The organism is Bradyrhizobium sp. BR 1432 (assembly GCF_051547705.1).
Taxonomy (GTDB): Bacteria; Pseudomonadota; Alphaproteobacteria; order Rhizobiales; family Xanthobacteraceae; genus Bradyrhizobium; species Bradyrhizobium zhanjiangense.
The window spans coordinates 4,231,592-4,246,532 of sequence record NZ_JBPUGF010000003.1 but is presented as its reverse complement, the minus strand read 5'-3'; the positions used below and the strand labels follow the sequence as shown (position 1 = coordinate 4,246,532).

Below are 14,941 nucleotides of genomic sequence, written 5' to 3'. Positions count from 1 at the left end.
CCGTCACAAATGCTCCATGCGTAGACCGTCAGTCGGCCGGACGGCCGCTCCGGCAGGGGCCGAAAGGCCGCCGGGGAGGAAAGTCCGGGCTCCCTTGACATGCGGTGCCGGATAACGTCCGGCGGGGGTAACCCCAGGGAAAGTGCCACAGAAAACGAACCGCCCGCCTTCGCCCTTCGGGGCTATGGCGTGACAAGCCCGCGAGGCTCGCCACGCCGAAGCAGCGCAAGCTGCATAGGCGGGTAAGGGTGAAAAGGTGCGGTAAGAGCGCACCGCGGCTGCGGCAACGGAGCCGGCATGGTAAACCCCACCGGGAGCAAAACCGAATAGGGACGGCGCAGCGGGCTGTTCGCGCAAGCGATAACGCCGCGGGGCGATGTCAGGCCCGCCGTCCGGGTAGGTTGCTCGAGGCCATGTGCAAACATGACCCCAGAGGAATGGCCGTCACGTACCGTTCGCGCAAGCGGACGGTGCCCTACAGAACCCGGCTTACAGGCCGGCTGATATTCTAAAGCGTTTTCGAGCGAAGTGGGTTTCCGGTTCGCGTGAAGAAAACGTCTTGCTAAGGAAGCAACGAGGGGTTCGGCGTGAATGCGCCGGGCCCCTCACCATTTTAGGGGCAAGCGCGCGCCATTCAAACGGTGTCATTCCAGCGCGTGCGCAGCACGAGCCCGGAATCCATCGGACGGCACAGTTGGTGGAGGAATGGATTCCGGGTTCGTGCTGCGCACGCGCTGGAATGACGATGTAGCGGCAGGCCGCGCGACGTAAACGCTGCGGCCGCGTCAGGCCGCGCGCGTATTCGCCTTTACGATGACGGGTGCAAGCTCGCCGGCCTCGCGCCGCAGCTTGCTCGCCTCGAAACCGTGCATGCCAAGCTGCCATTGCAGCCCGACGATGGCACCCTTGGTCGGTTGCAGCAATGCGAGCGACGCGAACAGGGTCAACGGCAGCCACACCGCGAGTTGCAGCCAGACTGCCGGCGCGTAGGCAGTCTCGACCGCGAGGATCGCCGGCACCACGAGATGGCCGACCACGACCATCACGAGATAGGCCGGAAAGTCGTCTGCGCGCTGGTGGAACAGCTCCTCGCCGCAATGATCGCAAGCGTCAGCCACTTTCAGGAAGCGGCCGAACAGGTGCCCTTCCCCGCAATTCGGGCATTTGCCGCTGAAACCGCGCCACATCGCCTTTGCCAGAGAGACCGTCGCCATGACCACACCTCTTCCGTTTTGATGGTCCATACAATATTATCTTGCATCCATACATTCAAAGGATATGGGCCTAAATTGCATGGATTGGACCCCTACAATCTCGGAGCTCTCAGGCCCGCGCTACCAGCGCATCGTCGAGGCCATGGAGGCCGACATCGCCGCAGGGAGGCTGGTGCGCGGCCAGCAATTGCCAACGCAGCGGGCGCTGGCAAAAGCACTCGGCATCGATCTCACCACGGTGACGCGCGCCTACACCGAGGCGCGGCGCCGCGGCATCATGGAGGCCCGGGTCGGACAGGGCTCGTTCGTCTCGGAGACCAGCGCGCGCCGTGCGGTCGACTTGCCGCATCCCGTCGCGATTGATCTCTCGATGAATGTGCCGCCGCATCCGCTGGAGGCGCAGCTCGACGAGCGCATCATCGCCGGAATGGAGTCCATCCGCACGCAATCGGGCCTGACGGCGCATCTCAACTATCAACCGCCCGGCGGCAGCGCGCATGAGCGCGAGGTGGCAGCGCGCTGGATGCGCGCGCGCGTTCCGCACGCGCATGCCGACAAGCTCGTGATCTTTCCAGGCGCGCAAACGATCCTGTTCAACCTGCTCGCCCATCTTGCGCGGCCTGGCGAAATCGTGCTGACGGAAGCGCTCACCTTTCCCGGCATCAAGGCCGCCGCCGCGCGGCTCGGCGTCAAGCTCATCGGTGTCGCCATGGACGACAGCGGCATCCTGCCCGAACGCGCTGGCGAAGGCCTGCCGCGCGCACAGCCCGAAAGCCGTCTATCTCATTCCGACGCTGCACAATCCGACCACGGCGACATTGTCCGCCGAGCGGCGCAACGCCATCGCAAAGATCATCAGCGATGCCGGTACGACGCTGATCGAGGACGACGCCTACGGGCTGCTCGATCGCTCGGCATCGCCGATCGCGAACCTCATCCCGGAGCGGACTTATCTCGCGACCACGCTGTCAAAATGCATCGCGCCGGCGCTGCGCGTCGCCTATTTGCTGGCACCCGACAACGACGCGCAGCAGGCGATGCGCAGCCATTTGCAGGCCACCGTGCAGATGCCGGCGCCGCTGATGGTCGCGCTGGTCACGCATTGGATCGAGACCGGCATTGCCGACCGCATCATCACCGCCATCCGCAACGAGGCAGTCGGCCGCCAACAGCTCGCGCAGCGGGCGCTGAAGGGGTTTCAGTTCTTGGCCAAGCCCGCCGCTCATCATCTCTGGCTGCGGCTGCCGGAGGGCCGGTCCGATGTCGCGGGGCATCTCTTGCGGAATGGACTCGCGGTAGTCGACGGCGAAGCCTTCACCGTGGACGGAACACCGCCACATGCGGCGCGCCTCTCGCTGGGCGCAGCGCGCAACCGGGCGGAATTGACCGAGGCGCTGCGCATCCTGGTCCGCGCACTGCAAAAGCCCGCCGACACCAGGCAGATCGTCTAGACTCTTTATTGATGATGACGACGGTGGCGTGGGCGAACCACCGGCGCAACGGCTGCAGGATAAGCCGCATAGGCCTCGCTCGGGGCCACCGCCTCGCCGCGGGCTGCGCGCCCCGCGGGCGTGAGCTGGCCGCCATTGAGCACATCGCGGTCGGGATGCGCGGCCTGATAGGCTGCAGGCTCGGAAAACTGCGCCTGCGCCAATGTCGGCGTCAGGGCGGCGGCCGATAACAGCGCGGCCGCAACGGCAATGTTCATGCGGGTCATGATCATGCTCCATCATCTCATCAGGGACGGTGCGGCGTGACGCCCGGCAGGCCCCAAGATTAAAGTACGAGCGTCATGTAGGCACGTCTTCCGCGAACGCCCGCCCCTGGGGATCACGCTTGCGTGCGGTTTTGAAATTGACCTTCGCGGCCGCATCTGTGCTATGCGCCAGATGACGATCAAAAGCGGGATCGCGTTCGGCATCGCCGCTAACGACAGGAAATGATTGGTGGAAACGTCCACTTACGCGCTGCTGCTGTTCGGCGCGCTGGCCGGCGGCTTCGTCTCGGGACTGGCCGGCTTCGGCACGGCACTGATGGCGCTCGGCATCTGGCTCTATGTGCTGCCGCCATCGCTTGCGGTGCCGCTGGTGCTGATCTGCTCGGTGATCGCGCAAACCTCAACGCTACCGTCGATGTGGAAGAGTTTTGACCTCTCGCTGGTCTGGCCGTTCCTGATCGGCGGACTGATCGGCGTGCCACTGGGAACGATGATGGTCGCCTCGGCCGATCCAAAAGTGTTCAAGCTGAGCGTCGGCGTGCTGCTCCTGATCTTCTCGAGCGCGCTGTATCTGAACAAGAGGCCGCTCGCGATCAAGTTCGGCGGCCGGATCGCCGACGGCGCGATCGGCTTCGCCGGCGGCATTCTTGGCGGCCTCGCCGGACTGTCGGGCCCGCTGCCGATCCTGTGGGCCAACATCCGCGGCTGGAACAAGCACGAGCGGCGGGGCATCTTCCAGCTCTTCAATTTCACGGTGCTCGCGACCGCGCTCGCGTTGCAGACCGCGTCGGGCCTTGTCGAACTCAAAGTGGTCTGGCTCGCGCTGGTCGCGTTTCCGGGCACACTGATCGGCGCATGGGCCGGCGCGCGGGTCTATCACGCCCTGAGCGACAAGCATTTTGGCGATGTCGTGCTCGGCCTCCTATTCCTGTCGGGCCTCGGCCTCGTCTGGAATAGTGTTGGCACGCACTAAAGCATGATCCGGAAAAGTGCGTAGCGGTTTTCCGAAAAGATCATGCTCAAAACAACAACCTAAAGCGCGATGACGATTCATCCCAATCTCATCGCGCTTTAGGCGGGCACGCGTGCGGGAGGCGCGACTGGCTCGGTCCCCGCCTGCTCCAGGGGGTGCTCCGGACGGGGCAATACCAGTCGCTTCCTGAATTCGCGACGCAACAACCACAAGCTCAACGCAGCCTGAAGCGTCGTCGCAGCGATCGACAAGTACCACACGTGCTCCATGCGGAAGCCCGGCCGCGTCGACAGCCAGATCGCCGGCAAGGAATAGGTGAACACGCGTGTCGCCGAGCTCAAGAGCACCGGCTTGGTATTGCCGAGCCCCTGGAACATGCTCGAGCAGGTGAAGATCAGGCCCTGCGCCACCATGTTGAGCGAGATGATCCGCAGGAACAGGAAGGCGATCGCCATGGTCTCCCGGTCGTTCGAGAATCCGGCGAGCAGCAATTCCGGCTTCAGCTGCGCAAGAATCATGAAGCCGATCATCACGACGGTGGTGATCAGCGCCGCCTTGACGAAGGTTTCGCGCACGCGCGCACCGTTTGCGGCGCCGACATTCTGGCCGGCGATCGGCCCGGCCGCCAGCGCGACCGCAAGCGCCGGCATCTGGATCAGGCCGAGCACGCGCTGTCCGATGCCGAATCCCGCCTGCGCCCCCGCGCCGAAATCGCGCAGCACGTAGTAGACCACCGCCATGAGGATGAACATCATCGCGAATTCGCCGCCGGCGGGCAGCCCGACATTGAGGATGCGCTTCAAATGGCGCGGCTGCGGGCGCCACTGCGCCGCGTCGAACGCGACGTAGCGCTCGACCTTGCGGAAGTACGCCAGCAGCATCAGAACGCCGATCACCACCGCGATCGAGCTTGCGAGCCCCGCGCCGGCAACGCCGAGTGCGTAGCCCGTGCCCCAGCCCGCGATCAGCACCGGCGCCAACGCAATGTTGATGACGACCGCGAGCGCCTGCACCAGCATGGCGGGACGCACAATGCCGGTCGCGCGCAGCGCAGACGCCATCACCTGTGTGGCGAATTGCAGCGCGAGCGCCGGCATGAACCACAACAGATAGATGGTCCCCGCCTCGATCGTCGCCTGGTCCGCGGCAATCGAACGCATGTAGAGGCGCGACAATGCTGCTCCCATGACCAGAGTCAGCAAGCCGAACAGCACCGACAGTGCGATCGCCTGGTTGAAGATCAAATTGGCATCCTGCCGATCCTTGCGTCCCACGGCATGTGCGATCAGCGCAACAGTGCCGACGCCGAGCACCTGCATCAGCGCGTTGACGAGAAATCCGGCGTTGCCGGCCGCGGCGACGCCCGCGACCGCCGCATCGCCCAATCCCGAGACGAAGTAGAGATCGACCAGCTGGCAGACCATGATCGTGACCATGCCGACCATGATCGGCGGGGCCATGGCCAGGATGTGTCTCACGATGGAGCCGTTCGTCAGGTCCTTCATGTCATTCCATCCTTGGCACCGTAACATCGGGACGTTCGCCCGTTGCCGCGCGCCTCACTCCGCTGCTGCAATGTATCCGAGCTCCACCACCTGGCGCTCGAACAGGCCGCGATAGATGCCGCCGGGCTTGGCCGCGAGCACCGCATGCGTGCCCTGCTCGACGATCTCGCCGCGGTCGAACACCAGGATGCGATCGAGGCTCTTCACCGTTGACAGGCGGTGCGCGATCACGATCGAGGTGCGGCCCTTCATCAGCCGCTCCATCGCCTGCTGGATCAGCGCCTCCGATTCCGAATCGAGAACTCGAGGTCGCCTCGTCCAGGATCAGCACCGGCGCATCCGCGAGGAAGGCGCGCGCCAGCGCGACGCGCTGCCGTTCGCCGCCCGACAGCTTCACGCCGCGCTCGCCGACCAGCGTGCCGTAGCCCTTGGGCAGGCGCAGGATGAAGTCGTGCGCATTCGCAAGCCGCGCCGCATGCTCGATCGCCTGCAGGCTGGCGCCCGGCCGGCCATAGGCGATGTTCTCGGCGAGCGAGCGGTGGAACAGGATCGGCTCCTGCTGCACGATCGCGATCTGGCTGCGCAGCGATTGCTGCGTCGCGAGCGCGATGTCCTGCCCGTCGATCAGCACGCGGCCGCCGGAGACGTCGTAAAGCCGCTGCACCAGCTTGACGAAGGTCGTCTTGCCGGAGCCAGAGCGGCCGACGAGGCCGACCCGTTCGCCGGCGCGGATCGTCAGCGACAGCCCGTCATACAGCGGCGCGCGATGGCCGCCATAATGGAACGTAACGTCGGCGAACACGATCTCGCCGCCCTCGATCGCGATCGGCCGCGCATCGGAAGCGTCCGCAATGCCGATCGGCTCGTCGTGGATCGCCACCAGTTCGTCCATGTCATTGACCGAGCGCTGGAGGTTGTTGATATGCATGCCGACGTCGCGCAAGTAGGCGTGGATGACATAGTAGCTCGTCAGCACATAGGTGACGTCGCCGGGCGAGGCGTGACCTGACATCCACAGCAGCACCGATCCGCCGATCACGGACGCGCGCAGGCACAGCAGCAAGGAGAGCTGCGACATGGCCGTGTAGTTGTAGCGCAGCCAGGTCCGCCGCACGCGCACGCGCCAGCGACTGATGACGCGGGCGAGCCGTGCATCTTCGCGCAGCTCTGCGCCGAACGACTTCACCACGGCGTTGCAGGTCAGCGCGTCCGCCAGCGTGCCTCCGACCTTGGTGTCCCAGGCATTGGAGACGCGCGCCGCCGGCGCGATATAGCGGGTCGAGAACACCACCGTGGTCGTGACGTAGAAGATCGCCCCGAGCGCGATCACCAGGCCGAGCGAGGCCCAATGCAAGCCGATCAGGACCATCGAGCCGATCAGCACCAGCAGCGAGGGCGCCAGCGCCAGCAGAATGGTGTCGTTGAGCAGGTCGAGCGCCCACATGCCGCGCGTGATCTTGCGCACCGTGGAGCCTGCAAAGGAGTTGGCGTGCCAATCGGTCGAGAAGCGCTGCACGCGCGTGAACGCATCGTGCGCGACGTCGGACATGATCTTCAGCGTGAACGGCACGATCGCCTGGAGGCCGACGAGCCGCAGCACCATCGAGGCCGCGCCCAGCGCCACGATGGCGCCGAACGCCGTGAGCGCCGCGTGGCGCGCGTCCGGATCCGACGGGCCGCGCGTCAGCGCATCGACCAGATGCCCGGAGAACACCGGCATGAACAGGTCGGCGATGGTCGCGCCCAAGAGGCCGCCGGCCACGATGAGGCCGCGCCCGGGCTGCTTCAGCCAGTGCCGGAACACGAAGGGCAGCACCACGCGGATCGCGGCGGGCTTTTTGGACAGAGCGGTCATGACATCATCCGGCCGCTCGCGCAGGCTGCCGGCTCCATCGATGGACGCAGGCCGGCCGCGAGGGCCGAAACGGCGTCACTCAAAACTGACTTTGACTTGGGAAGCGGAGCGATCGGGGCGCTTGGCCGAAACCTTGGCCCAATCGAAGCTGGCGGAAAGGGCCCCTACGAGGCCGAGCACATACCGAGCCAGAACATCGAGCGCGGGCGTGCGATCTGCGAATGCGACGAAATCATGCAAATCTCTCCCGGTTCGATTGAATGAGGTGCGCTTTATAGATGTGTCGTTTGCGATTTGCAACGGGGCTCGCGCGAGATCACAGATGAGTGTTGCAATTTGGTGCGGGAGCGTTGGCCCGCGACGCTTTGGTGCGCACCGTCCCTCGCCTCAATCTCCACTGTCATGCCCCGGCTTGACCGGGGCATCCAGTACGCCGCGGCGGATGTGGTGAGAGCGGACTCTCCAACGCCGGCCTCTGGGATACTGGATCGTCCGCCCCATGCGCAAGTGCGCACAAGGCGGACGATGACGCCGAGTATGTATAGCGTCAATGCGCGTCGCCGCCGCCGGTCATCGCGGCCGGCTTGTTCAGCAACCCGACCAGCAGGCTGAGGCCGAGATAGAACAGCGTCAGCATGAAGAAGGCGTCGCCGAAGCTCATCACCACGGCCTGGCGGTGCACGAGTTGGGAGAGCTGCTTCATCGCCATCAGCGTGGAATCGCCGAGCCCCTGGAATTTCTGCATGAACATGGTCAGGGTTTCGGTCGCGGTCGCGTTGCCCCAGGTCACGCGCTCCTGCAGGCGCGTGATGTGCAGATCGGTGCGATCGTTGAGCACGGTGTTGATGATGGCGAGCCCGACCGCGCCGCCGAGATTGCGCATCAAATTGAACAGGCCGCTCGCGTTCTTCACCCTGTCAGGCGCCAGCGTGCCGAGCGCGATGTTGTTGGTCGGCACCATCGCGAACATCATGCCGATGCCGCGCAGGATCTGCGGCACCAGCAGCTCGTAGAAATCGTAGTCGCGGGTGATCCAGGTCATCTGGTAGGAGCCGATCGCGAACACGACGAGGCCGAACGCGATCATGTAGCGCATGTCGAACTTCACCATGAGACGGCCGACCAGCGGCGCGACCAGGAACATGGTGATGCCGGAGACGAACATGGTCTCGCCGATCATCAGCGCGCTGTAGCCGCGCACTTCGGCGAGATAGCGCGGATAGCATATAGGTCAGGCCGTAGAGGCCGATACCGATGCAGAACTGCAGCAGGCAACCGATCGCGAAGTTGCGGTTGGAGAAGGTGCGCAAATTGACGATCGGCTCGGCCGCCGTGAAGACGCGCCAGAAGAAGGCGATCGCCGAGATCGCGCAGATCCAGGCGCAGATCGCCACCGAGGTGTCCTGCAGCCATTCATATTGCGGACCTTCCTCCAGCACATATTCCAGCGTGCCGAGGAAGCCGGCCATGAACAGCAGGCCCCACCAGTCGAAGCGGTCGAGCAGCTCGAAATGCGGCTCGTCGAAATCGACCAGCGCCAGCACGCCCAAGGTGATGCTGATGCCGGGCACGACGTTGATGAAGAACAGCCAGTTCCACGACATCAGGTCGGTGATGTAGCCGCCGACGGTCGGCCCAATGGTCGGGGCCAGCGTAGCGACGAGACCGATGATGGGACCGACGATGTGGAATTTCGTGCGCGGGAAGACGGTATAGGCCGAGGCGAACACCGTCGGAATCATGCCGGCGCCCAAAAAGCCCTGGAGCGCGCGCCAGAGGATCATCTCCTCGATCGTGGTGGCGAAGCCGCAGAGCAGGCTCGAGAAGGTGAAGCCGGCGGCCGAGATCGCGAACAACAGCCGCGTACCGAAAGCGCGCGACAGAAATCCCGACAGCGGGATCGCGATGACTTCGGCGATCAGATAGGCGGTCTGCACCCAGGACACTTCGCTGGAGCTCGCCGACAGGCCGGCCTGGATCTCGCTCAGGGAGGCCGAGACGATCTGGATGTCCAGGATCGACATGAACATCCCGAACACCATGATGATGAAGGCAAACAGCCGCTTCGGCGCGATGCGCTCCGAAGCGGGATCCGCGATCATGGCAGGTGAAGCGGTGGTGGCGTTGGCCATGGTGTCAGCTCAGATGCAAGCTGCGAGCTCTCTTCACCTCTCCCGCTTGCGGGAGAGGTCGACGCGCTCGCAGAGCGCGGCGGGTGAGGGCTCTATCCTCTTGGGGAGTCTCCCTAGCGGAGGCACCCTCTCCCCCTCCCTCTCCCGCAAGCGGGAGAGGGAGCGCAGCTGCACTCGGAGCTAGAGTGTCGCGAGTCATCAGTGATCAATCCTACTGCGGGTGGATCGCGGTGGGATCGTCGAGATCGACCTCGCTGTCGGCGTCGGCCGCGCCTTTGTTGGTGTCGACGGTGGCGTAGACCGACATGCCGGCGCGGAGCAGGTTCTGCTTCGCCACCGACTTCGGCACGCGGATGCGCACCGGCACGCGCTGCACGATCTTGGTGAAATTGCCGGTGGCATTGTCAGGCGGCAGCAGCGTGAACACCGAGCCTGCGCCCGCCGCGATGCTGTCGACCACGCCCGAGAACTTGCGCATGCCGTAGGCATCGACCTTGATCGTCACCGGCTGGCCGGGACGGATGCGCTTGAGCTGCGTTTCCTTGAAATTGGCGTCGATATAGACATCGTTGAGCGGCACGATGTTGCCGAGGCGCTGGCCGACCGCAACGAAGTCGCCGGCGCTGACCAGGCGATTGGAGAACGTGCCGTCGACCGGCGCGCGCACGGCGGTGAAGCTGAGGTCGCGCTCGGCCTTGGCGAGCGTGGTCTTGAGCTCGGCGAGCTGCGCCTGCGCTTCGGCCTGCTGCGCCTTGGCGACGTCGACATTGCTGACGGCGACGTCGTAGGCGGCCTGCGCAGCCTTGACCGCGGCGGCGCCCTGATCGCGTCCGGCTTCCGAGCTCTCGAACACGGCGCGCGAGGCAAACCCCTTGTTGCTCAGCGCCTGCTGACGCTCATAATCGAGATCGGCGCGCTTGAGGCCCGCCTCAGCCGAGACGAGCTGCGCCTTGGCCTGCGCGACCTGGCTGTCGAGCGCGGCAACCTGGCGGCCGATGCGATCGATCGTGGCCTGCTGGGTCGCGATCTTGGTCGCGGCGGCATCGACCGCGATCTTGTAGTCGCCGTCGTCGATGCGGAAGACGACGTCGCCGGCGCGAACCGGCGTGTTATCGCCGGCGAGTATCGAGGAGATGTGACCGGCGACGCGCGCGCCGAGCATGGTGTTGTTGGCGCGGACATAGGCATCGTCGGTGGAGATGTAGAAGCGACCGACCAGCGTGTAGTAGCCGGCATAGCTCGCGACCGCGAGCGCCAGCAGCAAGCCGACGCCCATCAGGACGAATTTGCGCTTGCCGGATCTGGGCGCGCCGGCAGCGGCGCTATCGGCAGGTACAGCCGGGGCCGCCCTGTCGGGTGCGGGCTTCTCGGCCACCTCGGCGGTGCGGCGCTTGGTTTCCTCGGCCACATGAGCGCGCAATTGCTCGGCCAGGACGGCGGGTTTCTCGGTCGCAGCGTCACCGCCCGTCTGCTCGTCCACCGCTTCCTGGCGAAGAACGCGCGCAGCCTGGTCTCTCGATACGGCCATAAAGGCCTCCCCAAAAAAGCGCGACCAAGGGCAGGCCGTCGTGCGGCCTGTTCCCTCCCGCTCACCTCAAATACCATTGACCGAACCGTTCGGTCAATATGCATAATATTCCCGTCCGGGACCCTACGGGCCCGAATCCTATATTTGCGTTTCATGGTGTCAGACCCGATCCAAAACCTTCCGAGATCCTAAACCAATGGTTGTAGCTGCCAGCGAACATCTGCACGTCCTCCACGAGGAGGACAGCTCCAAGCGCCGCCAGATCCTGGACGGTGCCCGCAAGGTGTTCATGGCGCTCGGTTTCGACGGGGCCAGCATGGGCGAGATCGCGCGCGCCGCGCAGGTCTCAAAGGGCACGCTCTATGTCTACTTCGCCGACAAATGCGCGCTGTTCGAAGCCATCCTCGAAGAGGAGGCGCTCCAGCACGGCCAGGTCGTGTTCAATTTCGATCCCGCGCGCGATGCCGAAACCACGCTGAAGGAGTTCGGCCGGGCCTACATCCATCTGCTCTGCCGCCCCGGCGGCGGATCGGCGATCCGCACCGTGATGGCGATCGCCGAGCGCATGCCCGATGTCGGCCGCCGCTACTATGGGCGGGTGCTGGACAAGACCATCAACCGCCTCTCCGAGTATCTCAGAGCCCATGTCGGCTCCGGTGACCTCGATATCGACGATTGCGATCTTGCTGCCTCGCAATTCATGGAACTCTGCAAGGCTTCACTGTTCCTGCCCTTCGTCTTCCAGGCCGCGCCTGCGCCATCGGAACAACGGATGACCGAGGTGGTCGACAGCGCGACGCGGATGTTCCTGGCGGCGTACCGGAAGTAACGGCAAGCAGGCCGCGCGTTGCGCAGGCCGGCGCCGCGGCCCTAGATCGCGGCGCATGTCTCGTGATCTTCGCCCGCCGGTCGATATCCTCCATTATGAGATCGTCCAGGAACAGGCCTCGGCGCTTGGACGGATGGGTCGCGCGCTCGAACAGACGCTGACGCGTCTGCGCGAGTTCGACGCCGCCCACGCGCTCTCGGAGACGCCGGCCTCGCTGCAACCGGCGAGGCGCAGGCTGGTCGCGGAAGCCGGCCAGGCGCTCTGGATGTTCGTGGTGCAACGGGAGGCGTCCGGCTTGCGCGACAGCCGCCATATCATGCGGACCTACAACGTCCCCGGCGAGGTGCAGCAGTGCATGGGGCTGGTCCCCGTGCCGTCGAAGCCGGCGTCGAAATGATTTGCTAAGTCGGTCCGGCCCCATCGTAGCCCGCATGGAGCGAAGCAGAATGCGGGGAGACCTGTCCCGGATTGCGCTTCGCTCCATCCGGGCTACAGGGTTCTGCAGGCCTCAATCGTCGGCGTAGTCGTCCTCTTCGCGCTTGTGCGCGGTGCTCTTGCGGCCGAGCGAACCAGTCACGGAAGGATCACGCGCGTTCGCATACGGACTGCGTGACTGCGCACGCGCGGCGACCTCTTCGCCGGAGACGGCGGCGGGCTGGCAGATCAGGCGACGGCTGGCGCGGCGCATCAGGTCGACGTGGATGTGATCGTAGTGATAGACGTTGGAGCCCGGTGCGAGCACCGTGGTGAAATGCGCGCAGGCACCGGACTGCACGTCGCGCAAAAACCCCTGCTCTTCCGGCATGCCGCGCCAGCCGTCCTTCACCGTGACGCGGCGGCCGTCGGCGAGCACGAAGGCGGATATGTCGAGCGCATTGCCGAAGGCGTGCTCGGAGATGTGGGCGCGCGAGTTGCCGTTCATGCCGCGGCAGGAATAGGCTGAGATCTGCTTGATCTCGGCGACGCGGACGCCGAACCAGCGCATGGCCGAGGGCTGCACGGTGTCGGCGAGCCAGCGGTCGAGCTCGGACACGATCGGACAGGCCAGCGTCGCAGTCGGCTTGATCGCAACGGGACCGACGGCGGTGACGGGATTACCCTGCGCCGGGCCAAGACGCGGCAGCGGCTGCTGCGCGGGCGCCTGCGAGTAAGGTGCCGGACCGGCCGGCCGCGCCGGATAGCTCGGCGCATTCATGTAGCGCGCGGCACCCGCCGCATCAGTGCCCTCGGGAGGCAGGTCGATCTCGTCTTCCTGCGGCGCCACGCCGGGCGCGTTCAGCGACATCGGACCGGTTGAGCTGCCATAGCCGGAAGGCTGTTGCACGGCGCTCTCGGGGTAATTCGATCGCTGCGGATAGGAGGAGGCCGGATAATTCTGGCTCTGCGGATAGTTCGATCGCGGCTGCGTCACCGGCCAGCGCGGCTGGTTGCCGATGTTCGCCGGCGGACGCAGTTCCTCGTCGGCAAAGCCGTAGCTGCTGGAGGCTTCGCCGATGGCGGCGACCTTGAGCGGAAATTCGGCGCCGCACTGGCCGGGGCCGGAGATCGGGTCGATGCGGACGATGTCCGCACTCTCCTTGACCGCCCCCGATTTCAGGCACGCCGCTTCCGCCTCGGCCCGCCACGGTTCGCGTTCGGCCTGAAAGAAGCCGCGTCCGCAACCCGCTAGCGAAACAAGGACGATGGAGCCGACGAGATACAAACGAACTCCGCGCGTCATGAACGCACGTTCGGCGAATTTACTTAAAGACTCTTCAACGTGTCGATTTCAGCCTTCTTTAACCATGCCGGCCCGCGCGCGCCGAAATGCCGCCAGGGCTGAGCGACAGCAAGACTGCCTTTTTCGGCAAGAGACTTTCTGTTAACCATAAAGCTCGCGCCCAAGGCGGCGCGACAGCGGGACCGATCTCATGACGTTCGCCGACAGATTGAGCATTATCACCGCGTACCTCGCCATGGCCTTCGTCGGCGCCATCGTGCTCGGCATGATTTAGCGGCTCAAACGTAAGACGGTGTCTCTCTTCCCTTCTCCCCTTGTGGGAGAAGGTGGCGCGAAGCGCCGGATGAGGGGTCTGATCCTCGCGCGCTTCTGGTGGAGACAGACCCCTCACCCCAGTGAGCCCGCGTCGACCAGCGGAGCTGCCCTCTCCCACAAGGGCCGAGGGCACAACAATGCGCATCTCTCGACGAGCTACGACCGCGTACCCCACTGCTGCGACGTCGTGACCACCTTCTCCTGCCGCTCCTCAACACGCGTCCAGTCGTTGCCGGAGCAGAAGAAGCGGCCGAGCGCACAGGCTTCGACGTGCAGCTTGCCGGAGCTCTTCAGCGTCATCGTCGCGTAATAGGTGTTGCCGCTGGAGCGGCTATAGATGCTGCCGGTCCAGACGTCGTGCGATTTCGGCTTCATGTTGACGAGAACGCTCTCGCCTCGGTTTGAGGCTTCGGTCAGCGCGTAGCCGCACAGTGCCGGTCCGCAGCGTTCGATGCGGACGGTGCCGTTGGCGCCGGCGCTCTCCCATTCGCCGAGCGGCGTATAGCCCTCGTCGTCGCTGCGCTGTGCGAGTGTTGCGGTCTGCTTGATGTCGGGCCTCGGGACGATGACCGGCGGCTCGATGCGCGGCGGATCGAGCGCAACAGTCTTCGGCGGGTCTACGCGCTGCAAATCAACCCGCGGCGGATTGAGGCCCGACGCCTCGAGTTTTGGCGCCGGCGGCAACACAACGGGCTGCGACGTCGTCGCGGCAAGGACGGGAGGCGCTGGTGGCGGCACGACCGCAGTCGCTTGTGCAGGCCGGACCGACGCCGCCGGACAAACCGGCTGCGGTGCCTGGACCATCGGCGCGGGCGCCGGCTGCGAGACCGGTGCTGTGCTGACGGCTTCTGTCGGCCGGAGGCTGCGACTGGACATCGAAACACAGGAAGCAGATCGGCAATTGCGCGGTGCCTCGACATGAAACCGGTGGCCGCCGATCGAAAACGAATAGGAACCGGCCTGGGCGGCGGGCGCAACCGCCATCAAGGCGATCAATGTGCCAAGCGAAGTCGCAAGCCGCTGCATCGACGCCTCCCTCCGTGTCGCGGCGAGGTTACCCGGATGAAGGTTGGCCGAATGTGCGCCGGCTCACGCAAGCCGCCGCAAGCCGGCGTGACGTTCATCACGGAAGATAGGACGGTCCCGGCGTAGG

Annotated in this window: 10 protein-coding genes, 1 other RNA gene and 3 pseudogenes; 5 read left to right on the top strand and 9 right to left on the bottom strand. The window is 65.2% G+C overall.

The features are described from left to right. Window positions 1-28 precede the first annotated feature (28 nt). Window positions 29-508, top strand: an RNA gene (gene rnpB, locus ACSKB8_RS20445) — RNase P RNA component class A. 277 nt (window positions 509-785) lie between these two features. On the opposite strand, the gene ACSKB8_RS20440 is transcribed toward rnpB, so the two are convergent. Continuing rightward, window positions 786-1,214, bottom strand: coding sequence for a DUF983 domain-containing protein (locus ACSKB8_RS20440; RefSeq protein ID WP_438105972.1), 429 nt, complete (start codon window positions 1,212-1,214; stop codon window positions 786-788). Between the two features lie 79 nt (window positions 1,215-1,293). On the opposite strand from ACSKB8_RS20440, the pseudogene ACSKB8_RS20435 reads away from it, so the two are divergent. Next, window positions 1,294-2,665 (top strand): annotated as a pseudogene (locus ACSKB8_RS20435) (PLP-dependent aminotransferase family protein). Window positions 2,666-2,670: 5 nt separating this feature from the next. Here ACSKB8_RS20435 and ACSKB8_RS20430 read toward each other — a convergent pair. Further along, window positions 2,671-2,931, bottom strand: a complete 261-nt coding sequence (locus ACSKB8_RS20430) for a hypothetical protein (RefSeq protein WP_164934369.1) — start codon at window positions 2,929-2,931, stop codon at window positions 2,671-2,673. A 229-nt stretch (window positions 2,932-3,160) separates the two neighbouring features. Here ACSKB8_RS20430 and ACSKB8_RS20425 point away from each other — a divergent pair, with 229 nt between their 5' ends. Further along, window positions 3,161-3,904 (top strand): sulfite exporter TauE/SafE family protein, encoded by a 744-nt coding sequence (locus ACSKB8_RS20425; RefSeq protein ID WP_128936043.1) that lies wholly within the window; start codon window positions 3,161-3,163, stop codon window positions 3,902-3,904. A 98-nt stretch (window positions 3,905-4,002) separates the two neighbouring features. On the opposite strand, the gene ACSKB8_RS20420 is transcribed toward ACSKB8_RS20425, so the two are convergent. The 5 genes and pseudogenes from ACSKB8_RS20420 to ACSKB8_RS20400 all read right to left on the bottom strand — a co-directional run bounded on the left by ACSKB8_RS20420 (window position 4,003) and on the right by ACSKB8_RS20400 (window position 10,924). Further along, on the bottom strand, window positions 4,003-5,409 hold the full coding sequence (locus ACSKB8_RS20420; protein WP_438105969.1) for an MATE family efflux transporter: 1,407 nt from the start codon (window positions 5,407-5,409) through the stop codon (window positions 4,003-4,005). 54 nt (window positions 5,410-5,463) lie between these two features. Next, window positions 5,464-7,264, bottom strand: a pseudogene (locus tag ACSKB8_RS20415) (ABC transporter ATP-binding protein). Between the two features lie 75 nt (window positions 7,265-7,339). After that, window positions 7,340-7,504: a hypothetical protein gene (locus ACSKB8_RS20410; RefSeq protein ID WP_164940314.1), complete on the bottom strand. Its 165-nt coding sequence runs from the start codon at window positions 7,502-7,504 to the stop codon at window positions 7,340-7,342. A 307-nt stretch (window positions 7,505-7,811) separates the two neighbouring features. Then, a pseudogene (locus ACSKB8_RS20405) lies at window positions 7,812-9,396 on the bottom strand (DHA2 family efflux MFS transporter permease subunit). Between the two features lie 211 nt (window positions 9,397-9,607). Continuing rightward, window positions 9,608-10,924 (bottom strand): HlyD family efflux transporter periplasmic adaptor subunit, encoded by a 1,317-nt coding sequence (locus ACSKB8_RS20400; protein WP_438105967.1) that lies wholly within the window; start codon window positions 10,922-10,924, stop codon window positions 9,608-9,610. A 196-nt stretch (window positions 10,925-11,120) separates the two neighbouring features. Here ACSKB8_RS20400 and ACSKB8_RS20395 point away from each other — a divergent pair, with 196 nt between their 5' ends. Together ACSKB8_RS20395 and ACSKB8_RS20390 are read left to right on the top strand one after the other, a co-directional pair. After that, on the top strand, window positions 11,121-11,753 hold the full coding sequence (locus ACSKB8_RS20395) for a TetR/AcrR family transcriptional regulator (protein ID WP_091879267.1): 633 nt from the start codon (window positions 11,121-11,123) through the stop codon (window positions 11,751-11,753). Window positions 11,754-11,808: 55 nt separating this feature from the next. After that, on the top strand, window positions 11,809-12,150 hold the full coding sequence (locus ACSKB8_RS20390) for a DUF6665 family protein (RefSeq protein ID WP_438105965.1): 342 nt from the start codon (window positions 11,809-11,811) through the stop codon (window positions 12,148-12,150). A gap of 111 nt (window positions 12,151-12,261) precedes the next feature. On the opposite strand, the gene ACSKB8_RS20385 is transcribed toward ACSKB8_RS20390, so the two are convergent. Further along, entirely contained in the window at window positions 12,262-13,473 is a 1,212-nt protein-coding gene (locus ACSKB8_RS20385; RefSeq protein ID WP_438105964.1) for an extensin family protein, read from the bottom strand. Window positions 13,474-13,944: 471 nt separating this feature from the next. Next, window positions 13,945-14,814: a DUF2147 domain-containing protein gene (locus tag ACSKB8_RS20380; protein WP_438105963.1), complete on the bottom strand. Its 870-nt coding sequence runs from the start codon at window positions 14,812-14,814 to the stop codon at window positions 13,945-13,947. Window positions 14,815-14,941: the final 127 nt, after the last annotated feature.